Source organism: Flavobacterium sp. MR2016-29, assembly GCF_015350695.1.
In the GTDB taxonomy this organism is placed as follows: domain Bacteria; phylum Bacteroidota; class Bacteroidia; order Flavobacteriales; family Flavobacteriaceae; genus Flavobacterium.
The window spans coordinates 299,189-322,806 of sequence record NZ_JADKPU010000004.1 but is presented as its reverse complement, the minus strand read 5'-3'; the positions used below and the strand labels follow the sequence as shown (position 1 = coordinate 322,806).

Annotated in this window: 22 protein-coding genes and 1 tRNA gene; 7 read left to right on the top strand and 16 right to left on the bottom strand. The window is 33.1% G+C overall.

The window, feature by feature from the left end; genetic code table 11:
- The first annotated feature begins 111 nt into the window (after positions 1-111).
- From IR010_RS12125 to IR010_RS12110, 4 genes are all read left to right on the top strand, one after another.
- Positions 112-543, top strand: coding sequence for a PaaI family thioesterase (locus IR010_RS12125; protein WP_029272954.1), 432 nt, complete (start codon positions 112-114; stop codon positions 541-543).
- A gap of 5 nt (positions 544-548) precedes the next feature.
- Positions 549-1,613 carry a chorismate-binding protein gene (locus tag IR010_RS12120; RefSeq protein ID WP_194604123.1) on the top strand — a complete coding sequence of 355 codons (1,065 nt, stop codon included), beginning with the start codon at positions 549-551 and terminating at the stop codon, positions 1,611-1,613.
- Between the two features lie 214 nt (positions 1,614-1,827).
- Positions 1,828-2,544 (top strand): bacillithiol biosynthesis deacetylase BshB1, encoded by a 717-nt coding sequence (gene bshB1 / locus IR010_RS12115; RefSeq protein WP_029272956.1) that lies wholly within the window; start codon positions 1,828-1,830, stop codon positions 2,542-2,544.
- Between the two features lie 65 nt (positions 2,545-2,609).
- Positions 2,610-2,683: transfer RNA gene (locus tag IR010_RS12110), tRNA-His, on the top strand.
- Positions 2,684-2,875: 192 nt separating this feature from the next.
- On the opposite strand, the gene IR010_RS12105 is transcribed toward IR010_RS12110, so the two are convergent.
- The 9 genes from IR010_RS12105 to IR010_RS12065 form a co-directional block, all read right to left on the bottom strand.
- The gene (locus IR010_RS12105) at positions 2,876-3,724 is read right to left on the bottom strand and encodes a neutral zinc metallopeptidase (protein ID WP_029272957.1); all 849 of its coding nucleotides are present in this window, start codon (positions 3,722-3,724) and stop codon (positions 2,876-2,878) included.
- Between the two features lie 93 nt (positions 3,725-3,817).
- Positions 3,818-7,501, bottom strand: coding sequence for a PAS domain S-box protein (locus IR010_RS12100; protein WP_194604120.1), 3,684 nt, complete (start codon positions 7,499-7,501; stop codon positions 3,818-3,820).
- A gap of 89 nt (positions 7,502-7,590) precedes the next feature.
- Complete coding sequence (locus IR010_RS12095; RefSeq protein WP_194569275.1) at positions 7,591-8,385, bottom strand: hypothetical protein; 795 nt, start codon at positions 8,383-8,385, stop codon at positions 7,591-7,593.
- A gap of 120 nt (positions 8,386-8,505) precedes the next feature.
- The gene (locus IR010_RS12090) at positions 8,506-9,834 is read right to left on the bottom strand and encodes an aldehyde dehydrogenase (RefSeq protein WP_194569273.1); all 1,329 of its coding nucleotides are present in this window, start codon (positions 9,832-9,834) and stop codon (positions 8,506-8,508) included.
- Positions 9,835-9,909: 75 nt separating this feature from the next.
- Positions 9,910-10,599, bottom strand: coding sequence for an RluA family pseudouridine synthase (locus tag IR010_RS12085; RefSeq protein WP_194604117.1), 690 nt, complete (start codon positions 10,597-10,599; stop codon positions 9,910-9,912).
- Positions 10,600-10,660: 61 nt separating this feature from the next.
- Positions 10,661-11,011 carry a four helix bundle protein gene (locus tag IR010_RS12080; protein WP_194604114.1) on the bottom strand — a complete coding sequence of 117 codons (351 nt, stop codon included), beginning with the start codon at positions 11,009-11,011 and terminating at the stop codon, positions 10,661-10,663.
- 110 nt (positions 11,012-11,121) lie between these two features.
- A complete protein-coding gene (gene panB / locus IR010_RS12075) occupies positions 11,122-11,940 on the bottom strand; it encodes a 3-methyl-2-oxobutanoate hydroxymethyltransferase (RefSeq protein WP_029272963.1) in 819 nt (272 codons plus the stop codon).
- A gap of 61 nt (positions 11,941-12,001) precedes the next feature.
- Complete coding sequence (locus IR010_RS12070) at positions 12,002-13,198, bottom strand: SH3 domain-containing protein (RefSeq protein WP_194569269.1); 1,197 nt, start codon at positions 13,196-13,198, stop codon at positions 12,002-12,004.
- A gap of 96 nt (positions 13,199-13,294) precedes the next feature.
- Positions 13,295-14,722 (bottom strand): L-serine ammonia-lyase, encoded by a 1,428-nt coding sequence (locus IR010_RS12065; protein WP_194604112.1) that lies wholly within the window; start codon positions 14,720-14,722, stop codon positions 13,295-13,297.
- 319 nt (positions 14,723-15,041) lie between these two features.
- Here IR010_RS12065 and IR010_RS12060 point away from each other — a divergent pair, with 319 nt between their 5' ends.
- From IR010_RS12060 to IR010_RS12050, 3 genes are read left to right on the top strand one after another with little or no spacing between them, the layout of a single operon-like run.
- Entirely contained in the window at positions 15,042-17,189 is a 2,148-nt protein-coding gene (locus tag IR010_RS12060; RefSeq protein ID WP_029272966.1) for a cation:proton antiporter, read from the top strand.
- A 14-nt stretch (positions 17,190-17,203) separates the two neighbouring features.
- A complete protein-coding gene (locus IR010_RS12055) occupies positions 17,204-17,635 on the top strand; it encodes an SMI1/KNR4 family protein (protein WP_194604109.1) in 432 nt (143 codons plus the stop codon).
- Positions 17,636-17,659: 24 nt separating this feature from the next.
- Positions 17,660-18,022: a glyoxalase gene (locus IR010_RS12050; protein WP_194604107.1), complete on the top strand. Its 363-nt coding sequence runs from the start codon at positions 17,660-17,662 to the stop codon at positions 18,020-18,022.
- A gap of 2 nt (positions 18,023-18,024) precedes the next feature.
- Here IR010_RS12050 and IR010_RS12045 read toward each other — a convergent pair whose 3' ends face one another.
- The 7 genes from IR010_RS12045 to IR010_RS12015 form a co-directional block, all read right to left on the bottom strand.
- Positions 18,025-18,708 (bottom strand): 2'-5' RNA ligase family protein, encoded by a 684-nt coding sequence (locus IR010_RS12045; RefSeq protein WP_194604104.1) that lies wholly within the window; start codon positions 18,706-18,708, stop codon positions 18,025-18,027.
- A gap of 6 nt (positions 18,709-18,714) precedes the next feature.
- Positions 18,715-19,083 carry an iron chaperone gene (locus tag IR010_RS12040; RefSeq protein ID WP_194569259.1) on the bottom strand — a complete coding sequence of 123 codons (369 nt, stop codon included), beginning with the start codon at positions 19,081-19,083 and terminating at the stop codon, positions 18,715-18,717.
- Between the two features lie 92 nt (positions 19,084-19,175).
- Positions 19,176-19,643: an SRPBCC family protein gene (locus tag IR010_RS12035; protein ID WP_194604102.1), complete on the bottom strand. Its 468-nt coding sequence runs from the start codon at positions 19,641-19,643 to the stop codon at positions 19,176-19,178.
- A 110-nt stretch (positions 19,644-19,753) separates the two neighbouring features.
- Positions 19,754-20,335: a TIGR00730 family Rossman fold protein gene (locus tag IR010_RS12030; RefSeq protein WP_194569256.1), complete on the bottom strand. Its 582-nt coding sequence runs from the start codon at positions 20,333-20,335 to the stop codon at positions 19,754-19,756.
- Positions 20,336-20,497: 162 nt separating this feature from the next.
- Positions 20,498-21,034: a GNAT family N-acetyltransferase gene (locus tag IR010_RS12025; RefSeq protein WP_194604099.1), complete on the bottom strand. Its 537-nt coding sequence runs from the start codon at positions 21,032-21,034 to the stop codon at positions 20,498-20,500.
- 157 nt (positions 21,035-21,191) lie between these two features.
- Entirely contained in the window at positions 21,192-22,316 is a 1,125-nt protein-coding gene (locus IR010_RS12020) for a lactonase family protein (protein ID WP_194604096.1), read from the bottom strand.
- Between the two features lie 174 nt (positions 22,317-22,490).
- Positions 22,491-23,588 carry an MBL fold metallo-hydrolase gene (locus tag IR010_RS12015; RefSeq protein WP_194604093.1) on the bottom strand — a complete coding sequence of 366 codons (1,098 nt, stop codon included), beginning with the start codon at positions 23,586-23,588 and terminating at the stop codon, positions 22,491-22,493.
- Positions 23,589-23,618 lie beyond the last annotated feature (30 nt).

Below are 23,618 nucleotides of genomic sequence, written 5' to 3'. Positions count from 1 at the left end.
TAAAAATAACAAAAAACTTACATGTTTTTAAGTTGATTTTTAATTTAGAATTCGATTTTCCAATTTGTATCTCATCTTTTCTTTAATTTTACGATTTTAAAGCTTAATTTAATGAATTATACAAAAGAGCAAATCTTAGCGCGTTGCAATGAGTTTTCTAAAAACACGTTGATGGAAACGCTTAAAATTGAATATATAGATGCAGGTGAAGATTTTTTAACAGCTAAAATGCCTGTAAATCCAAGCGTTCACCAGCCAATGGGATTACTGCATGGCGGTGCTTCGGTTGCTTTGGCAGAAAGCGTAGGCAGTGCAGCATCATTCTTTTTTATCAATACAAAAGAACAAGAAGTTCGAGGTATTGAAATCGCTGCAAATCATTTAAAAAGTATTCGCGAAGGCTGGGTTTTTGGCACAGCGCGCATTATTCATAAAGGAAGAAGTATTCATTTATGGGAAATAAAAATTACCGATGAAGAAGGAAATTTAATCTCGCTTTGCAAATTGACAAATATGGTTTTAGATAAAAAGAAAACCGAATAGAACCTATGAATGACTTTTTTTCTACTATAAGAAAACACCAAGCACAAAATTTACCTTTTGTAATTTATTCTAAACCAAATTCGTCGAGCATTTTTGCGCTTTTACAGCAAGATGACACGTTGTATAAAGTGTCAGATTACAGTGAAAAAGGGTTTGTTTTTGCATCTTTTGATGAAAAACAATTGATTTTAATTCCAGAAAAAGAATCTAAAATCATAAGCGCAGAACAAACTCATGTTGATTTTAATCCGATTGAAATTGAGGATTTGCCATTTGATTCTGATGCGAAAACGCAATATGAAAATTTGGTTGAAAAAGGAATCGAAGCGATTAAAAACGACGAATTTAAAAAAGTAGTTTTGTCCAGAAGCGAGAAAGCAGATTTAATCGATTTTGATTTTATTGTTACTTTTCAGCGTTTGATTCATTTATATCCTACCACTTTTTCATATTGTTTTTTTCATCCTGAAATTGGGCTTTGGATGGGTGCAACACCAGAACAATTACTAAAAGCTAATGGAAGCGTTTTTGAAACTACAGCGTTGGCAGGAACGCAGAAAGCCAATTTAGAAACTGAAATTTCTTGGCAGCAAAAAGAAAAAGACGAACAGCAGTATGTAACTGATTTTATTGTAAAGCGATTACGCGAAGTTGCTTCTTCTGTAGTTATAACAAAGCCTTACAGCATAAAAGCGGGATCAATCTGGCATATTAAAACAGATATTTCTGGAATTTTGAATGAGAATTCAACTTTGCAGGAAGTTATTGATACACTTCATCCGACGCCGGCCGTCTGCGGTTTGCCAAAGAAAAAAGCAAAAGCATTTATTATAGAAAACGAAAATTACGACAGAACTTTTTATACAGGTTTTCTGGGCGAATTAAACAGCAGTTTTGCGCATAGCGCCAACAGTTCTGATTTATTCGTAAATTTACGAAGCATGCAGATTAAAGATAAAACTGCCATCTTATACATGGGATGCGGTATTACCAAAGAAAGTGTTCCTGAAAAAGAGTGGGAGGAAAGCGTCAATAAATCGATGACGATGAAAAGAGTTTTAAAAAAATAGTTTCACGTTTCAGGTTTCAGGTTTCAAGTTTCAAGTCGCGCAAAGAACGTGAAACCTGAAACGTGAAACGTGAAACCTGAAACTTGAAACCTGAAACGTGAAACCTGAAACGTGAAACCTGAAACTTGAAACAAAAGATATAAATAGTATACAGTTTGCAGTCTCAGTGCACAACTTGAAACCTGAAACTTGAAACAAAAAACAAAAGAACAAAATGAAATTAGACATACTAGCCTTTGGCGCACATCCTGACGATGTAGAATTAGGTTGTGCAGGAACCATTTTAAAAGAAGTATCTCTTGGTAAAAAAGTAGGTATTGTAGATTTAACCCGTGGCGAATTAGGAACGCGCGGTACTGCTGAAACAAGAGATCAAGAAGCAAAAGATGCCGCAGAAATATTAGGTGTTTTGGTACGTGAAAATTTAGGTTTGCGCGATGGTTTTTTTGTAAATGACGAAAAGCATCAGTTAGAAGTTATTAAGATGATTCGCAAATACAAACCTGAAATTGTATTATGCAATGCAATTGATGACCGTCATATCGATCACGGAAAAGGAAGCAAACTGGTTTCTGATGCCTGTTTTTTATCTGGATTGATGAAAATTGAAACTTCTATTGACGGAGAAAATCAAGAAGCGTGGAGACCAAAAGTAGTGTATCATTATATTCAATGGAAAAATATTACGCCAGATTTTGTAGTTGACATTACAGGTTTTGAAAAGAAAAAAGTAGAAGCAATTTCAGCTTATAAAACACAGTTCTATGATCCGAATTCAAAAGAACCTGCAACACCAATAACAAGCAAAAATTTCTTTGAAAGCTTAAATTATCGAGCACAGGACTTAGGAAGACTAGTTGGTAAAGATTTTGCGGAAGGTTTTACTGTCGAAAGATGTTTGGCAGTCAATAGCTTAGAAAATTTGATGTAATTTTTTCATTTTTTTCTTTGTAGAAGTAAACCTTTGTTATATATTTGCAACCGCTAAGCAAAATGGTGGTTGTAGCTCAGCTGGTTAGAGTAGCGGTTTGTGGTGCCGCGGGTCGCCGGTTCGAACCCGGTCAGCCACCCAGAAATTTAAAGCCTTGAAGAAATTCAAGGCTTTTTTTGTTTCTTAGCAGAAACAAAATCTAAAAATTAAAAAAATTCCAAATTCCAAGACTTACTGAATTGGAATTTGGAATTTTTTTTAGAATTTTTCAAAAAAAAAGCATGACGTTTAGATCATGCTTTAGCGGTTATTATATTTGGTTTAATGTATTTTATTGAATTTCCTCAAACGTAGTTCCCTGTTTGATGTCGCCGGTTTTAAAACCTTTTTTAAACCAGTACATTCTTTGTTCTGATGTACCGTGAGTAAAAGAATCAGGCACAACTTGACCGCTCATTTTACTCTGAATGGCATCGTCTCCAACTGCATTTGCTGCACTTAAAGCTTCATCAATATCTCCTGCATCTAAATTTTCTTGATTATAATGTGCCCATACTCCTGCATAAAAATCAGCTTGAAGTTCAAGCGCTACCGAAAGTTTATTGGCTTCGGCTTCGCTTTTGCCTTCTTGTTCCTGACGCATTTTTGCTGACGTTCCCAGTAAGGTTTGTACATGATGGCCAATTTCATGTGATATAACGTATGCAATGGCAAAGTCACCACCTTTGGCGCCAAATTTAGTTTTTAGTTCTTCAAAGAAGCCTAAATCCATATATACTTTTTGATCGCCTGGACAATAAAAAGGACCAGATGCTGAAGATGCGCCGCCACAGGCTGTATTTACAGCACCTCTAAAAAGTACTAATGTTGGTTTTTTATAAGTCTGGCCGTGCTCTTCAAAAATTTTAGTCCAGATGTCTTCATTATCTGCTAGAATAACTCTAACAAAATTCCCCATTTCTTCATCTTCTTTACTTAATGGAGCTGCAGCCTCGGTTTGTGTTTGTCCTCCCTGCATTTGTTCTAAAATATTCCCTACAGTTTGTCCGTTTTCACCGCCAAAAACATTTAGCAACAAAATGATTATACCTATAACACCTCCGCCAACGGCAACTTTTCCGCCAGAAATCGATCTACGGTCTTCTACGTTATCACTTTGTCTTCTGCCAATCCATTTCATAGTATATTGTATTTAAACTTATTGTATTTTATTTAATACGAATTTATATATTTTTTAGGAATATATATTAATGAAAGCGATAACTTTTTTACATTATTTCAACCATTTTCGCAATGCCTCTTCTACTGTGCCGCGAATAATTGGTTTTGAAATATAGTCGTTCATTCCAGCAGATAAACATTTGTTTCTTTCTTCCTTTTCTGCCCCTGCGGTCACGGCAATTATCGGAATGATTTTTCCAATTTTAGTAACCCTTATGGCTTTTGTAGCTTCATAACCGTTCATAATTGGCATTTGTATGTCCATAAAGACAAGATCTGGATTTATATTTTCTATTTGCTTAACCGCTTCATATCCGTTTTCGCATTCAAAAATAATAGAGTTTATATTTAAGTTTTTTACAATAGTTTTTAAGAGAAGCATATTTACTTTATTGTCTTCAACAATTAAAATAATTACTTTTTTCTGGTTAGAATTATAACTTAAAGCATATTCTGGATTGTGCCTATTTGAGATTTCTTTAAATTTCTCATTTATAGATTCGTGACTGATTTTAAGATTTAAATCAAAATAAAAAGTGCTTCCTTGATCAATTTTGCTCTTAAGCTGTAAACGGCTTTCCATCAAGGCCAGCAATTGATTCGAAATAGTTAGGCCTAATCCTGTTCCGCCAAATTTTCGAGTTGTTGAACTGTCTTCTTGCGAAAATGCCTTGAATATTTTGTTTTGATTTTTCTCTAAAATTCCAATTCCAGTATCGGTAACTGAAAAACGGATGATATAATTATCATCAAATTTTTTGTCCAAAACGGTAACATTTAATTTTATCGAACCTTCATTGGTAAATTTAATAGCATTTGAGAGAAGATTAATCAAGATTTGTTTTAAACGTACAATATCTGTCCATATGTATTTTGGGACATTAGGATCTACGTTGAGCTCCAACTGAAGGTTTTTTTGATTGGATTCATAAACAATCAAATCAAATATTTGTCCGAGTATTTTTTGAAGATCGTATAAATCTATAAAAAGTTCCAGTTTTCCAGCTTCAATTTTAGAAAAATCAAGTATATCATTTATGATTTCAAGCAATGAATGTGCAGATTGATTAATTGTTGTCATGTACTTTTCCTGAATTTCTTCAAGATTTGTTTTCATCAGTAAATGTGTAAATCCGATAATACCGTTTAATGGAGTTCGGATTTCGTGCGACATATTGGCCAAGAAATCAGACTTCGATTTATTTGCAGCCTCTGCCAGTTCTTTGGCTTTAATAGCATCTTCACTTTCTTTGATTTTTGCCTGATTTCGATTTCGGTCTAAAGCCGATGAAATATTATTGGCTAAAGTTTGAAAAATATAAATCTCATCATCGCTCCATTTTCTTTCTTTGGTACAATCATCAAATCCAATAAAACCAGAGAATATATTATTCGAAAACAAAGGAAGTATCAATATCGATTTAATTTCATTGGCAATTAATAATCTTTTAAAAAAAGTGTCTTCAAGATTTTGAGTCAGTGTACTCAAAACTTTTTTTGTTTCAGAATGGTAGATTATTTCTTTTAAATTTTCTTCTGTAAAATCTTGTAATTCTGTTATTTGATGAGGTATTCCTTCTCTTGACCATTTATATTGCTGGCTTATGGTATTGGTTTCAAAATCCTTTTCATAATAAAATATATGATCCACTTTTGAAGCTTTTCCAATAATAGCATAAGTTTCTTCAAACATCTTTTGCGGACTTTTACTAAGCAAAAACTTCTCAGTACAAAGTGCCAATGCCGAAAGCAATTCACTTTTCAGTTCTAGTTTTTTCTCTGCTTTTAATCGCATTTGAGAAGAAATAGCCAACGAAATTACATCCGAAATCGTTTTGGCATAGTTGATGTCTTCATTGTCCCATTCCCGTTTTTCACCTGTACTTTCAAAACAGGCAACTCCTGCTAACTGTCCGTTTAAAAAAATAGGAACATCCAGCATCGATTTTATTTTATTTGTAGTAAAATAAATTTCTTGAAATTCAGAAGTTTCTAATTTGTCAAAAACATCTGGAGCATTAATAATGGCTTTGCTTTTTAAAGTTTCAAAATAAATAGGATAGGATTCTTTGTCCAGAATATTTTTATCGCTCAACGTTTGATTGTCTCGGCTAAATAAATTTTTGCAGGCAATAACATCATTTGAAAATTTCCAGAAACTGACTCTGTTTGCTTGTGAAACTGTAGCTGCTTCTCTGATAATGTAATCAATTACAGTCTGAAGATTATCATAATCACGGAAATCAGTAGTCGATAGTTTTTTAGTTGAATTGTTGTACGCTTCAATTTTTTCTAAACGTCTTTTTTTCTCGTTTTCTATATTTTTAATTTCTGTTATATCTCTTGCAATTCCAGCAAAACCAATGGTTTGGCCCGAATCATTTTTACGGATGATCACTTTTTGGGAAATCCATATTTCTTCTCCATTTTTCTTTAAAATCGGAATTTCAATTGTTGGGTAATTAATTTCATTTTGCTCCAGATTCTCATAAAAATCTACTGCATTCCGAATATAGTCGTCGTGAATGAAATTAGAATAATGCTGCCAAAGAACCTCATTTTCAGTATAACCTAAAATCGAGTAGCCAAATTCATTTATAAAAGTAAAATACCCGTCAACATTGATTTCAAAAATAATATCAGTTGCAGTCTGAATCAGATTTTTATACTGATCCTGAACAATAATCTGCTCCGTAACATCCTGACCAATGCTGATAATTAAATGCTCTGAGAATTTTTTATCTTTCCATTGAATGTATTTATATTCGCCGCTTTTATTTTTTAGTTTCCGGATATATAATTTGTTGTCGATATAGTTTTTAAAGTAATTATCCTGGTTGAATTCAGAATCTTCGGTAAGACGCCAAAATTCCATATCGAGAACTTCTTCTGGCTGATATCCTAAAATTGAAGTTATAGTCTCGCTGCAAAACAAAATTTTTCCGTTTTCATTTGTAGCAATCGTAAGCGAATTTCCTTTATGAACAATCTCATTTGTAAACCTGAAATTGTCGCGGTTATTCAGCAAAACAGCATATTTTACCTGATTAATGATAAAAATCAGAATACTGAAATTGATTAAGAGAACAGATGTTTTTAAGGGAATTAATTTGAAAACAACTGTTGCAGTCAAGTAGATGAAAGTAACTGCAACAAATGTCCAATATATTTTTATAGGCTTAATAACATTGTACGAGAAGAAAAATGCAATTAAAAAAGTGATAATTGGGACAACATCATTTGGAAGAAAAATAATATTACGGCCAATATAGACCATATAGACAAAGAAGGCAATGATGAAATTTTCCTGAATTCTATCTCGTAAAAATTTGACCTTATCTGTAATGAGGTAAATAAATAAAACTGAAAAACCAATAGAAACATTTAGAATTAAAAGACTTGTTGGTCTAATTTTGAAAATTTCATTGATGATTTCGATTAAAATAATCGCAATACCAAAAAATAAAACGTAAAGAAGATACTCTTTATTTGCGGTTTCAGTATCTCTTTTTTTTTCGATGAAATTGCCAATCTTAGCTTTGATTCTAAAGAATTGATAAATCAATATGCTAAGAAATCCGCAGAGAGATAATCCTAAGACAATAAGTTTTGGATTGTTATAGAAAATGATATCAGAATTGAAAACGTACCAGTTTGTTATAATTGATTTCACGGTATTGCCGATAGCAGCAATACCTGAAATCAATAAATCATACAAACTATAGTTTTCTACCATAGAGTTTGGGTGTTTGGTTTAATAAGTAGCATTTTTTGAATTTCTAAACAGAGTAGGTTAGGCTCTTTTTTACTTTAGAAATTTTTATTTTATTCAAAATCCGATTGCCCAATTGAGTCAATTGAATCTTCTTGTTCTTCTTCATTAAAAATAGCATAGTAAGTAGCATATGTCATTGACGTATTAAAAACAAGTGTAAACACAACTCCCACACAACATGCAACAAAACCTACCATCGATCCTAAAAAACCAATAATAAATAAGGCAAACATTAATAATGGATTTTTGCTCACAACAATAATACTTGATTTAATAGCTTCTAAAGCTTTTAATTTTCCAAAAATGATTAATGGGATAGTCAGGAACGTAAAGAAAGATATGATTCCAGAAAGCATACCGCCTACAAATCTTAGTCCCGCACTCTCAATAACATTTGAAATTGCTGTACCAATAAGAGCGATAACTAAAGTTGCTAAAAATAGCTGACCAAAATAAGGTGCTTTGTAATAAGTAAAAATAGTTGAAACATTAAATTCTTCATCTTTATCTGCAGAATCTGCCATTTTAAGAAATCCGGCACTAAAAGGTGCCAGCAAAGCAGTTATAAAAGAAACACCAATTGTTGATATTAATATTTCTGAATAAGATAATTTTTGAGTTTCAAGATTTTCAAAAAACTCTCGGGTAAGGCTTTCCGCGCCATAAACACCAGCGATAATACCCAAAATAGCTAATCCAAATACAAATGAAAAAACTACAATTATTAATGCTGAATACAGCGATATTTTTTTAAAATTTTCGATAGCGTGATTAAAGACTGCTGAAAAATCAATTGTATATCCGTGATTTTTAATGTCTTCGATTTGGTCAAGAGTAGATTTCATTTTTTTGTAGAATTGTTTATACTTTTAGCGTTTAAGTTAAATATTGAAACGTAAATATAGTATTTTTAATCAATTATGTATGAAAATCTACAAAATATACGAGAGTTCGTTTTTATTTTCTTACAACCAGTCTAGCAGGCGTTTAAGGGATGTTAATTTATCTTTGTAAGGAGCATATCGCATTGGAAGGTCAAGCCAGTTTCCTTTTTTGACTACAGCTTTATGATGAGAAAAAATATCGAAGCTTAATTGACCATGATAAGCACCAATTCCGCTATGGCCAACGCCTCCAAAAGGCAGTTTTTTATTGGAGAAATGAACTACAGTATCGTTGATGCATCCGCCACCAAAAGAATAGGCAGTAATTAATTTTTTCGCAAATGATTTATTTTCGCTAAAAACATAAAAAGACAAAGGTTTTTCATAACGGCTTACAACGTTCTGAATATCGGCTTCGGTTTCGTAAATCAGAATAGGCAATAGTGGACCAAAAATTTCTTCTTTCATAACCGGACTGTCAAGTGCTGGTTCTTCGATTAAGGTGGGCGAAATGTATAATTTGCTAGAGTCGGTTTCGCCTCCAAAAATTACTTTTTCGCGGTCTATCATACTGTCTAATCGTACCCAGTTTTTGGTATTGATGATTCTGGCGAAATCAGGAGATTTTTCCATTTTTTTACCATAGGCTTTTATAATTTCTTCCATTAAAAAAGAAACAAAATTTACCTTCATATTTTTTTGCACAAGAATATAATCTGGCGCAATACAAGTTTGGCCTGCATTGATGAATTTTCCCCACACAATTCGTTTGGCGGCTAATTTTAAATTGGCAGTTTCATCAATAATGCAAGGGTTTTTTCCGCCTAGTTCTAATGTAACTGGTGTTAAATTTTCTGCTGCAGCTTTAGCAACAATCTTACCGACAGAAACACTTCCGGTAAAGAAAATATAATCCCAGCGCTGTGCCAATAATTTATCTGAAACTTCGACTCCGCCTTCAAAAACTTCAACATGATTGACGTGAAATGATTTTGAAATGATTTTGGCAATAATGGCAGAAGTATGAGGTGTGAGTTCTGACGGTTTTACAACAACTCTATTACCTGCAGCGACCGCGGCAATTAACGGACATAAAGCCAGCTGAAAAGGGTAATTCCATGGAGCGATTACCAAAACATTTCCGTATGGTTCTTTGTAAATAAAATCAGTAGAAGGAAAATTAAGCAACGACGGAAAAACGCGTTTTCTTTTCGCCCATTTATGAATGTTTTTAATTGTGTCTTTCAGGTCTGAAATGACATAATTAGTTTCTGTTAAAACAGCTTCAAATTCGGGTTTTTTAAAATCATCATACAACGCTTTTACAATTAAATCTTCGCTTTGCTGAATAGTATGCAATAATTTCTTTAGCGTTTCTCTTCTGTATCCGATGTCGTTTTTGTAGTCCATTTTATGATCAGCTTGTTTTTTTCTCTATGCAAGTTAATCGATAAAATTTAAAAAATTAACAATTATATCATAAAATCACAAAGCATTCCAGATGGTTTCGTCTGGTGTTGGTGCTGTAATTGTAATGTTTTCTTTAGAAACCGGATGAACAAAAACTAATTTTCTGGCATGAAGATGAATTCCACCGTCTGGATTACTTCGGTCAAAACCGTATTTTAAATCGCCTTTTATCGGAGATCCAATTGCAGACAGTTGTGCTCGAATCTGATGGTGACGGCCTGTATGAAGATTAATTTCTAATGCCACATAATTCTGAAGTTCTTTAAACACAGTATAATCTAAACTGGCAATTTTACTGTCTGGAACTTCTTTTAAATGTGCTTTTGAAGTATTATTTTTTTCGTTTCTTTTTAAAAAATGAACCAATTTGGCTTTTGTTTCCAGAGGTTTGTTCTTAACAACTGCCCAATACGTTTTTTGCGTTTCACGATTGCTGAACATTTCGTTCATTCGTGTTAATGCTTTACTTGTTCTGGCAAAAACAACAATTCCGGTTGTAGGTCGATCTAAACGATGAATCACACCAAGAAAAACATCACCAGGTTTATTGTATTTATCTTTTATATATTCTTTTACAACATCAGATAATGGTTTATCGCCCGTTTTATCGCCTTGTACAATATCGCCTACACGCTTGTTTATCACAATAATGTGATTGTCTTCATGGAGAATTTGCAGGTTGTTTTTATTAGATATGATTTTCATTTTTCGACTTGCTTAGATTTTAGACTGACTTAGACTTCTTAGATTTAGACTTGTTTTTTGTTTACAATAAAGTTGCTCTAAATCTGGATGTCATTTTAGTAATTTCTTCTAACATATGAATTAATTCGCTTGTAATTTCGTCATTTATAAAACCTAAATCAGATGAAATTAAGAGTTGTGTTTCAACTTCGTATGCAGATCCAATAGCAATTTCTAAAAATCTTGCAAAGTCTCTATTTGAATTTCGTGAAGAACCTTCTGCAATATTTGAAGGAATAGAAACAGATGCTCTTCTTAATTGGTTTGTGATTCCAAATTTTTCTTCACTAGGAAATGTTGATGTTATCGAATAAATTTTAGAACAAAACATTCTGCTTTTTTTCCAAATTAAAAGCTCTTTAAACTGATGCATTTTTCTTAGATTTTTAAATTTTTTTAGCTCTTTAGAATGAATTAGACTCCTAAAATCATTTATAAAAATCTAGAAGTCTAAGTTAGTCTAAAAATCTAAGAAGTCTAATTTTAATACTGTTCTCCAGAATTAGGAAAATCACTCGACTTAACATCAGCGACATATTGACCAATTGCAGAAGTCATTTCCTGATAAAGATTCAAGTAGCGACGTAAAAAACGCGGACTAAATTCATTGTTCATTCCAAGCATATCATGAATAACTAAAACTTGACCGTCAACACCGCCACCGGCACCAATTCCGATAACTGGAATAGAAATGCTTTTAGCAACTTTTTCGGCTAACTCAGCTGGAATTTTTTCTAAAACAATACCAAAACAGCCAATTTTCTCTAGCAATTTTGCGTCTTCGATTAATTTTTCTGCTTCTTGATCTTCTTTAGCACGAACGCTGTAAGTTCCAAATTTATATATAGATTGTGGAGTTAAACCCAAGTGACCCATAACTGGAATTCCAGCGTTTAATATTTTTTTGATTGATTCTTTTATTTCTTTTCCACCTTCTAATTTCACGGCGTGACCGCCACTTTCTTTCATGATTCTGATAGCAGAACGCAATGCTTCTTTTGGATCAGATTGGTAACTTCCGAAAGGCAAATCAACTACAACCAAAGCTCTTTCGATAGCGCGAACTACAGATGAAGCATGGTAAATCATTTGATCTAAAGTGATCGGCAAAGTTGTTTCGTGACCCGCCATAACATTTGATGCCGAATCTCCTACTAAAATCACATCGATTCCTGCAGTGTCAACAATTTTTGCCATCGTATAATCATAAGCGGTAAGCATAGAGATTTTTTCTCCGTTGCTTTTCATTTCGATTAACGATTTTGTAGTTATTCTTTTATAATCTTTTTTAGCTACTGACATTTTGTTTTTTGTTTATTTTTTTTTGATAATGTAAAAGTATTGAATAATTGTAACTTGAGAATCAGCAATAGAAGAATATTTCGATGCTGAAAAGCTTTCCGTCTTTAAATTCAATCCTAAATTGACTCTCTTCCATAACAATAGAATAATTATGAGGAGACTTTATTGAAGCTTCAATATAAGTTCCGTATTTTTCAATGAAAGCTTTTTCGGACATTGAATTGTCTAAAGTAGAATTTGCGTTTATGGCAAATTTGTTGTTTTCATTGATAAAAACCTTAACGATTTCTGCTTGATTTTTCTTTTCATCGACAGAAGCTTCTAGATCAGGAAAATAATAAAACAGCTCGCTTAAATATAGGCCGCATTCATCAGGAACACTAGCTTTTTTATCAGGCTGTCCCAATGTTTTTACTAAATCTTTCTGAGATAAAAAAAGCGATTTTGTTTTAGTGGTTTTTAAAATAAATTCTGCTTTTTGAAAGAATGCTGCAATTTCTTCAGGAAGTTTATGTTTTGCTAATCCTTTGGCTATAGCTGTATTTAAGTCTGTTTCAGCAATAAGTTTTGGATCATTTAATTGCTTGACAACTTCAGAATATCTTTGATAGGCAGGTGCCAGTTTTGAATAATCACTATTCCATGCTAATTCAACAAGTCTTTCGCTGACTGTTTTTCTTTCTGAAACAGCATTGCCATCAAGTTTATCGAAATCTTTTATCAAGGTGTCAAAATTTGGTCTCTGCCCTATAAATTTTCGCAAAGTATATTTTGCGTATTCTTGATCAAAATTTCCATTTATGTTTACCCAGTCATCTTGATTTAAAGGTAGATAGCTAACTGCAACCGGATCTCCAGTAAATAGAACTTCTTTTATTTTTGAGTTTTTATCCGGCAAAGCTCTTGCTTTTAAACCTGCAGCCAAAACAAAAAGATGATTTCCGCCATAATATGCATCTCCGCCTTCTAAAATAGGATTTTCAGGATCTTTGATTTTAATGTCTTTAGCATTTAATCTTGTGGAGACAAATTTCTCCTGAACATATCCTTCGTTAAAATTATCGGCTTGAATTTTATACCAGCCATTCTTATTTTCTGATAACAAACGAATTTCGGCACCATATTTAAAATAACCTAAAAATTCAGCTGAGGAGCTAGCAGAGGTATAAAGTCGGGTATCTGAATTAAGGAAATAACGTTCTTGTGAATGCAGTAAAACTGAGCCAAATAAGGCAATTACAAAGTAGAATTTTTTCATGAAGTATGTTTGAGACGTTTTTTGCTGCAGATTAAAGGATTTTAAAGTTTTTTTCATCTGTGCTAATCCTTTAATCTGTGGCTAACTTTATAAATCTTAGCAATCGGCCATGTTTACGGCAATTGCCAAACCGCCTTCTGAAGTTTCTTTGTATTTAGAGTTCATATCTTTTGCCGTTTCCCACATCGTATTGATTACTTTATCTAAAGGTACTTTTGCATTTTTTGAGTCGGTTTCCAGTGCTAATTCGGCAGCATTTATCGCTTTAATCGCACCCATTGTATTTCTTTCGATACACGGAATCTGAACTAAACCGCCAATTGGGTCGCAGGTTAAACCAAGATGATGTTCCATTGCAATTTCAGCAGCCATTAAAACCTGAGCAGGAGAACCGCCCATTAGTTCGCAAAGTGCAGCAGCTGCCATTGATGACGAGACGCCAATTTCGGCCTGACAACCGCCCATCGCAGCAGAAATAGTAGATCCTTTTTTAAAGATACTTCCAATTTCTCCAGCCACCATCAAAAATTGTTTAATTTCTTTTTCGCCTGCGTTGTGGTTTTCAATCACTAAATAATACATTAAAACGGCAGGAATAACGCCCGCACTTCCGTTTGTTGGTGCAGTAACAACGCGTCCTAAAGAGGCATTTACTTCATTCACGGCAAGTGCAAAACAGCTTACCCACTTTAAAATCTGGCGAAATTTTACTTCTGTTTTTCTAATTTCTTCGAGCCAAGACTGCGGATCATGATAATTAGATAATCCAATTAAACCTTGATGCATATCAAAAGCCCTTCTGCGAACGTGTAAACCGCCAGGAAGAATGCCTCCGGTATGACATCCAATGTACATACATTCTAACATCGTATTCCAGATGCGCATTAATTCCGTATGAATTTCTTCTTCCGTGCGCATCGATTTTTCATTTTCATAAACAATTTCTGAAACAGATTTGTTCTCAGAAACAGTATAATTTAAAAGCTCAACAGCATTTTGAATCGGGAAGGGGAAGGCACATTTAATGACTTCTTTTATTCTAGCATTTGTACGCTCTTCTTTTACAACAAAACCGCCTCCAATAGAATAAAAAGTAGATTCATATTCAGAATCATCTGCCTTATAAGCAGTGAATTTTAATCCGTTGGCATGAAAGGGAAGAAATTCTTTGTTGAAAACAATATCTTGAAGAAAATAAAACGGAATAGTATATTGATTTGCCAATACAATTTCATTTTTATCTTCGATGGTTTTAATGATTCCGGCAATATTTTCGACAGGAATATATTCTGGATCTTGACCGCTTAAGCCGAGCATAACCGATAAATCTGTTGCATGACCTTTTCCTGTCAAGGAAAGCGATCCGTACAAATCGACTTTTACACGCTTAATTTGATTTAAAATAGATTCGCTTTTTAACTCTTCTAAAAAACGTTCTGCGGCTCTCCAAGGTCCTAAAGTGTGCGAACTAGAGGGACCAACGCCAATTTTAAGCATATCAAAAACAGAAATACATTCTTCCATTATATAATTTTTATTAAGACAAAGATAATTGAATAATGCAATGAAGTTTTATTTTGGATTGTTAATGTTGCGGTTTTGTTAAAAAAAATATTAAATTTTAATAATTCGATAACGAAATAAATTTAATTGCTTAATATAGGGCTTTCGTAAAGAGTTCGTGGTTTTTTTAGGTATTTTTGTATAGAAGCAATCACACAAAAAACACTCGGTTTTTTAATTCAAAAAAAATCGAAAAACGATAACTTCACGTCTTTATTTTAATTGTTTAAATGTCTTTACAATACAGTTAAAATACCACAATGAAGATTAAAATTACATTATGATAGAATTTTTCCAGCATTTAATTGACGAGTTAGAATTTCCACTTGTAAAACCAGTACCTATTTTTTCCCTGATACTTCTTATAATTTTATTATGCCCAATTTTACTTAAAAAAATTAATATTCCCGGAATTATCGGCCTTATTATTTCAGGTGTAGTCATTGGTCCTCACGGATTAAATATGTTGGCCAAAAGCTCTGCAGTAGATTTGTTTTCGACCATTGGATTACTTTATATCATGTTTATTGCAGGTCTTGAACTCGATATGAATGAGTTTAAGGCAAATCGAAATAAGAGTTTATTATTCGGATTTTTTACCTTTATCTTTCCGCTTTCGATTGGTTTTCCCGTTTGTTTTTATTTATTAAATTATGATTTTAATGCGAGTTTTTTAACCGCAAGCATGTTTGCTACGCACACTTTAGTAGCGTATCCGATAGTAAGCAAACTCGGAATTGCAAAAAATCAGGCAGTTGCCATTACCGTTGGCGGAACTATTTTAACTGATACCGCCGTTCTGATTATTTTAGCGGTGATTATGGGAAGCAGTCAAGGGAATCTAAATCAGGCTTTTTGGATCAAATTAGGTGTTTCATTGGCTATTTTTTCAGCCATCATGTTTTTGGTTATTCCGAGAATTGCCAAATGGTTTTTTAAGAAATTGGAAAGTGAAAAACATGCGCATTATATTTTTGTACTTTCAGTAGTTTTTTTCGCGGCATTTTTGGCCGAAGTGGCAGGAGTTGAACCTATTATTGGTGCGTTCGTTGCCGGTTTAGCGCTAAATCCTTTAATTCCGCAATCGTCTGCTTTGATGAACAGAATTGAGTTTATCGGGAATTCATTGTTTATTCCGTTTTTCTTGATTTCTGTTGGAATGCTCGTTGATATCAGCGTAATTTTAAGCGGACCAACAGCACTTATTGTGGCCGGAACATTGAGTGTTGTAGCTATTTTCGGAAAATGGATTGCGGCCTTTTTTACCCAAATTGTTTTTAAATATACAAAAACAGAGAGACAGCTTATTTTTGGATTGAGCAGTGCGCACGCCGCCGCAACTTTAGCCGTTATTTTAGTTGGATTTAAAGCGAAGATTTTAGACGAAAATATCTTAAACGGAACTATTATTCTAATTTTAATTACTTGTATTGTAGCCTCTTTTGCGACTGAAAAGGCGGCGAAAAAAATTGCAATCTGCGAGGAAGAAATTTTAAATGAAGATGCTCATAAAGACCAGATTTTAGACGAACATATTTTGATTCCGCTGGCAAAAACATCTGCAACGTCAAGTCTTTTAGATTTTGCACTTTTAATTAAAGACAAAAAATCATCGAATCCCGTAACACTTTTAACAATTGTTCCGAATAACGATCAGGCGGAGAAAAATATTTTGAAATACCGAAAAGCGGTTGACAAATTCGTAATTCAAGGTTCTGCTTCAGAAGTTAAGATTAATACAATCGCCAGAATTGACCATAATCCTGCGAGCGGAATTGCGCGAACTTCTAAAGAAATAATGTCGGATATTGTAATTGTAGGCTGGCCGAGAAAAACCGGTTTTTTAGATAAAATCTTTGGAGAAAATGTAGATTCAATAATTAATAATGTAGATAAAAGTTTATTTATCTGCCGTTTTCAAAAAACATTTATAGAAGAAAAAAGATTGGTTTTCATTTGTCCGCCTTTTTCTGAGAGAGGAAAAGGGTTTCAGCTTTTACTGCAAAAAATTTGTCGATTGTCTCAAGAATTAAGTGTTCCGATTGTCATTTATGCCGAGTATAAAACGCATCAAACGATTTTGCAAATTGCCAATAATTTGAAATTGAATGCTAAATTAGGTTTTAAAAGCATAATGGATTGGGATGATTTTGAATCTATTTCTGATGAAATAAAACCAACAGATTTAATTGTTTTTAACTTGTCTCGAAAAGGTTCTGTTTCGTATCAATCAATATTTGACAGATTGCCGTCAAAATTTGAAAAATCTTTCAATGACAATAATTTGATTTTAGTTTATCCGCAAGACGATAATAAAGTAACTTCAATGGATGCGTATGAAGATTTTACCGCAACGCCATTGAAAAAAGGTCTTGAAGCGATCGAGCAGCTTGGTAGAGGCTTGGGGAATATTTTTAATAAGGGATAGAGAAAATATTAATTATGAAGGAAAATCTACAAGAGATATTTAAAAAATATAGTTTTCCTAAAAGAGATATAAATGCTTTGGTTGAAGTTTCAGATGTTGAATATTATTCTAATTTAAAACTTCCCGAAGATTATGTATTTTATCTTGAAAATTATTTTGGCATTGACCAGTTTATTGGTGTTGAGTTTATAAAACTTTGGAGTTTAGAAGAAATTATTGAAGCTAATAAAAGTTATAAAATTGTTGAAGAATTAACTGCAACTATTGGAATTGGTACAAATGGAAGCGGTGAATTTATTGGAATTGAAATTGATTCAAATAAGAATAATGTAAAAATTATACTTTCACCTTTTATCGATTTAAATTCGAAATATCATGTTGAAATAGGAACTTCATTTACAGATTTCCTTATTAAGCTTGATAAAGGAATTGAATGGTTTTCGTAAATAAAATTAAATAACGATATTAATATGAGCAACAAGATAAAATCAATACGGCCATTTATAGGATCTAAAGATTTCGAAATCTCAAGAAATTTTTATAAAGATTTGGGGTTTGAAGAAATAATTTTAGGGCCTAATTTTTCGGTTTTTAAAACAGATGAAATTGCCTTTTATCTTCAAGATTATTATGCCAAAGAATGGATTGACAACACCATGGTTTTTTTGGAAGTTGAAGATGTAGAAAGTTATTATGCAAGACTTTTAGATTTGAATTTAACTGAAAAATATCCAACTGCAAAATTAGTTCCGATTCAATATTTAGATTGGGGAAGCGAATGTTTTCTGCATGATCCGTCGGGTATTTTGTGGCATTTCGGAAAGTTTAAATAATTTTATTTTAAATAAAAATCACATAAATTAACTGTGTTTTCTTTTCGCTGATACCAATCGTTATAAACTAATTCTAATTTCTCAACGGTAAATTCTCCGAAATCATAATCACGGAATTTTTCAACAACATCTAGTAATTTTTCAGGATTTTGAAGTTTTTCCTGAAAACGCATTATTGTAGAATGTGCTGTTGCAATTGCATATCGGCTGTCGATACTTTGTTCTAAATTCGATTTTTTGAAGTTCTCCCGAAGTGTGTTTCGCAAAATATTCAACGTTTCGTCAGCAGGAAAACCTTGAATCATTATGGCATCATTTGAAGCTGTTACGCCCCAAAATTTGATTTTGATTTCATCTACTTCAACCAAACTTTTTTGAATAATTTCGATATACTCTTCAATATTTATTTTATCTAAAGTAAAACCTGCATAACACGAAATAATAGACATTACTGTAATATGAAAATCAGCATCAGGATAATAATATTGTGTTGCATCAATTGCATTTAATTCGGCTAAAAAGGTTTGAATATTATCTTTTATTTCTTTCGAAGGCCGAATCAATAAAGTAAGTCCGAATCGCGAATCAGAAGTGTCGGTAATATGCGTGTCTAATTTGTAATCTCCCTCTAAAATAGCTTCGGAAGACTTTTTATAAAGTTGAGTATAATGGTCTTTTAAATTCATTTAGAGTTATTTCTTTTTTGCTTTTTCTAGATTTTCTTTTACTCTAAATTTTACAATTTTAGTAATCAAGTCAAAAGGCATTGGTTTATTTAAAGGAAATTGTACAGAACCTTTTCCGGATTTATATTGTGAAAGCTCCTCCTGAAAAGCTTCGTGACCACTCGGCAAAGCATACAAGCCAACATGATTTTTAAAAGCAGCAAAATAAACTACAATCCCATTCTGTTCAAAAGCCGGCATCGAATAACTGATTTTTTCTTTGGCTTCTGGCGCAGCTTTTTGAATCGTCATTCGAACTTTCTCCAAAATTTCCTGAACTTCATTGGGAAATCCGCCAATGTATTCGTCTATGTTTTCAGGTTTTTTTATTTCCATGAGGTTTGGTTTTTTTGTTTCAAGTTTCAGGTTTCAAGTTTCATGTTGCGTACAGAACTTGAAACTAAAAAAACTTGAAACCTGAAACTTTTTTAAGCAAGTCCTTTCGGGAATCGATCTAAAACCAAATTCAGCTGAATTTTATGTTCTAAATACGCTTTTGCACCCGCTAAAACCAATGTAAAACCTTCAGTCGAATTTCGAACTTGATCAATTATTTTATCTGAATCTCCTTTTAAGCCTGAATTTGTAATACTCACAAAAGTTTCATTTTCGTTTAACGGATGAAATACCCATTCGACGATTGTAGTTTCATCAGGATTTCCCCATTCGATTACAATTTTTTTATTTTCCTGCAAAACATGAGTGGTTATGGTTAATGAAAAACCATACATTTCCCAAGTCCATTCGGTTGTAGTGTCTTGTTCTAATTTTCCGGAGCCTTTTGTAAACCAAAATTTACTAGTAATTTCCGGATTAATAAAAGCCTGAAAAACTTCTGAAACGGGTTTTCTAATCAGCATTTCAGCTTTTGCAAAGTGGTTGTTTTCTACTTTCATTTTAGTAAGATTTAAAAGTTAGAAGTGAAATGTAAATATAACTCTAATTGTTTAATTCTGAAATCATGATTTAAATTTCAATTTAACACTCACAATTCAAAATTTACAATTCATAACTTCTTACTGTCAATCCATTTTCCAACAGTCGGCGGAACATAATTTTTCATTTGTTCCAGCAAATCATCAATATTGTCGCTTACCAAAAGCATTTTTTGATTGGCATCTTTCAGCAAGCCTTTCTCTACCATAACTTCTGTCAATTCAATCAAAGAGTCGTAAAAACCATTAATGTTTAAAATAGCAATTGGTTTTTTGTGCAAGCCTAATTGTGCCCAAGTCAGCATTTCGAAAAGCTCTTCAAGAGTTCCAAAACCTCCCGGAAGCGCAATAACACCATCGCACAAATCACTCATTTTAGTTTTTCTTTCGTGCATGCTTTCGACCAAAACCAATTCGGTTAAACCAAGATGCGCAATTTCTTTCGATCTTAAGAAGTTAGGAAGAACGCCAATAACTTTTCCGCCTGCGTTTAAAGTTCCATCTGCAACAGCGCCCATAAGACCAACATTTGCGCCTCCATATACTAATTCTATGTTTTGCTGGGCTAAAGTTTTACCCAGCGCAATTGCTTGTTCTTCGTAAATTTTATCAGTACCAAAACTTGAGGCACAGAAAACTGTAATTCTTTTCATTTTTTTTGGAGTTATGGGTTGTGGGTTGTGGGTTAAGGGTTAAGAGTTATGGGTTATGAGGTTTTGAATTATGAGTAGTGGGTTATAAGCTGTGAGTTTGGCTTAAACGCCACAATAATTAACGGATGACTCTAGTTTGATTTCTAACTTCTAACTCATAACTTATAATTCATTACGCTTCTTCAGTTCATATTCAAAGTGGGGTAAATTTATCCCATTATTAACAACTACCATTGTATTTGTTTTTTGTGCTCCCAATTTTAAAACGGCTTTCTGAGAACGGAAATTTTCTTCTCCGACATGAAATATTATAGAGTTTACATTTTGAAAAGCATAATCAATTAATAGTTTTTTACAAGATTTATTATAAGGTCCGCCCCAAAATTTTCTTGCTAAGAAAGTATATCCAATCGCAATACTCGAATTTTCTGGTTTATAATCGTAATAACGGGTAGTTCCTATAATTTCATTGGTTTGCTTATCTAAAATTAAAAAAGCGCCCTTAGAATTTATTCCTGTTTCAAAAAAGGTTTTAAAGCCTTCTCTGTTACTTCTGTCTTTTGCAGGATGCTGTTCCCAAATTAAAGGATCTGAAGCAACTTTGAACAGCTCTTCAAAATGACTTTCTTCTAAAGGAATTAATTTTACGATTTCATCTTCTAAAAAATCGGGTTGTAAGTTGAAATATAGTGGTGTCATTTTTATGTTTTTATAGTTAGTTTTTTTAATTGAGATTACTCGTAGAGTATGTCATTCTGAGGAACGAAGAATCACACAAGAATTCCAGTCTGTAATTCCGCCAATTTTTGTCGATAAACTAGTGTGATCCCTCGTTCCTCGGGATGACAAAACAATTTTAAATCCCTTTAATCTGCACACACGAAACATTTTCCATTTTAATTTCTTTACCAACTTTCTTTAGTAATCCCGTTCTGGAATCTCTTTTAAAAACAATCACATTCCCAGTGAGAACATTCGAAGCAACCAAAAATTTGCCGCTTTCATCAATGGCAAAAATTCGAGGATGTTTTCCTAAAGTCGATTGATAACCAATATTTTTCAAAAGGCCATTTTCGTCAATAGAGAAAATGGCAATATTGTTTTCTTGACCTCGGTTTGTGGCGTATAGAAATTTTCCGTCTGGTGAAATATGAATGTCTGAACTTTCAAAACCTTCTTTTATTTTGTCAGGATGTGTATTGATTCGCTGTATCTTTTTTAAAGTTCCGTTTACATATTCGTAAACACTTATCGCGCCTGCCATTTCTTCAATACAATACCCGAATTTTTGATTGGGATGAAAAGTAAAATGTCTTGGCCCGGCTTCTAAGTCGGTTTTTAAAAACGGATTTTTTGTTTCGATTAAAGGCTGTTTTTGTGTTTCGTCAAAATCATAACACCGAATTTTATCTGCGCCTAAATCAGGTAAAAAGATATAATCATTTTGAGGCGAAAAAACTGCAGAATGCACATGCGAACGAGTTTGGCGCTCTTTATGAACGCTTCCGTCGCTGTATTGAAAATTCTGCGCAAGCGAATCGATTTTTCCATTTTCTAAAAGCGGATGAACGGAAACACTTCCTTCTGTATAATTTGCATTTACGAGCCATTTTCCGTTTTTGTGAACCGAAACATAAACCGGATTTTCTCCACCACTGCTTTGTTTATTTAAAAAAGTCAGCGATTTATTTTCAGGATTAAATTCAAAACTGCTCACACTTCCTGCGTTCGGCGTTTTGGTTTGTGTACAGGCGTAAAGAAATTTTCCGTTGGGAGACAAGGTCAAATAAGATGGATTAACGACATTTTTTGCCGCTGTTATTTTTGTCAATTTTCCGCTTAACGTATCCAATTGATAAACCTGAATTGATTCTGCGGTAACATCTTTATTATACGATCCCAAAAACACATATGTATTTTGAGAAAATACACTGCATGTTAATAAAAAAGCAATTGCTAAGAAGTTTATTTTTTGTTTCATTTTTCATGTTTTGCTTCATTGTACGCAAAGTATGTCATTTCGACCAAAGGGAGAAATCAAACAAGATATTTTTCACAGAAAATCGCCAGTCTTTGTCGAGTTACGTGTGTGATTTCTCCCTTTGGTCGAAATGACAAAACCAAGTGTTTTTTAGTTTGGGTTTCAATCTAAAATTTATCTAATCCCTTTCCACCATTGCTGGAATTCCTGATTCTCATTTTTAAGTTCTACCAATTCTCCAATTCTAGGAGTAATTAACGGAATTGGGTTTTCTGAATTGGCATTCAATTCGGTTACTTTTATAAGCGGTTCATCCCAAGCATGAAGAGCCAATGCAAACTTAGACGAATGAACCGGAAATACTCTTTTTGCTTTCAAATCTTTCATTGCTTTTATGACATGTTCTGGCAGATTATGAATGTATTTCCATGCCGGATTATATTGACCATTGTCGATTAGTGCAATGTCAAAAGGTCCAAACTTTTCGCCGATTGCTGCATAGTGAGAATCGTAACCGCTGTCGCCTCCCAAATACATTTTAAAATCTTTGGTTTCTAAAACAAACGAAGTCCAAAGCGTGTTGCATCGTTTAATGCTTCTTCCAGAAAAATGCCTAGATGGAGTAGTATAAAGCGTTAAATTTTGATCTAATTCTATTTTTTCGTGCCAGTCTTTTTCGATAATATTTCCGACAGGAAAACCCCAAAATTCAAAATGTGAACCAACACCAAGTGCTGTGATTACCTTTTTTATTTTTGGTTTCAACTGCATAATCGTTTTATAATCTAGATGATCATAATGGTCGTGCGTCATCAATAAATAATCAATTTCTGGAAAATCATCGGCTGTGTAAATATCAGTTCCCTTAAATGCTTTTGTTGTTCCGTAAATAGGAGAGGCGTTGCCGCTAAAAACAGGATCTATTAGAAAACGTTTGCCTTCAAGCTGAATGTAATAAGAAGAATGCCCAAACCAAACCAGAATATCCTGCTCTAACGGAATTTCTAATAAATTGGTTTTTACAGACGGAATAATATCAGTCGGAATTTTGCGATCTACTTTCTTAAAGAAAAATTGTTTTAAAATATCAAAATAACCATAACCTTCTGCAAGTTCAGGCGTAAAGTTTTCGTTTTCGAATTTTCCGTTTTTATACTGAGGCGATTTTTGTATTAAAGCCAATCTTTCTCCAGAAGGTTTTTTTCCAAATCTTGGATGTAATAAAAAGTAAAAAATAACAGATAATAGAAGAATAGATATTATTAAGATCATGATTTTTTTGTGTGGTATTTTATTTTTTTG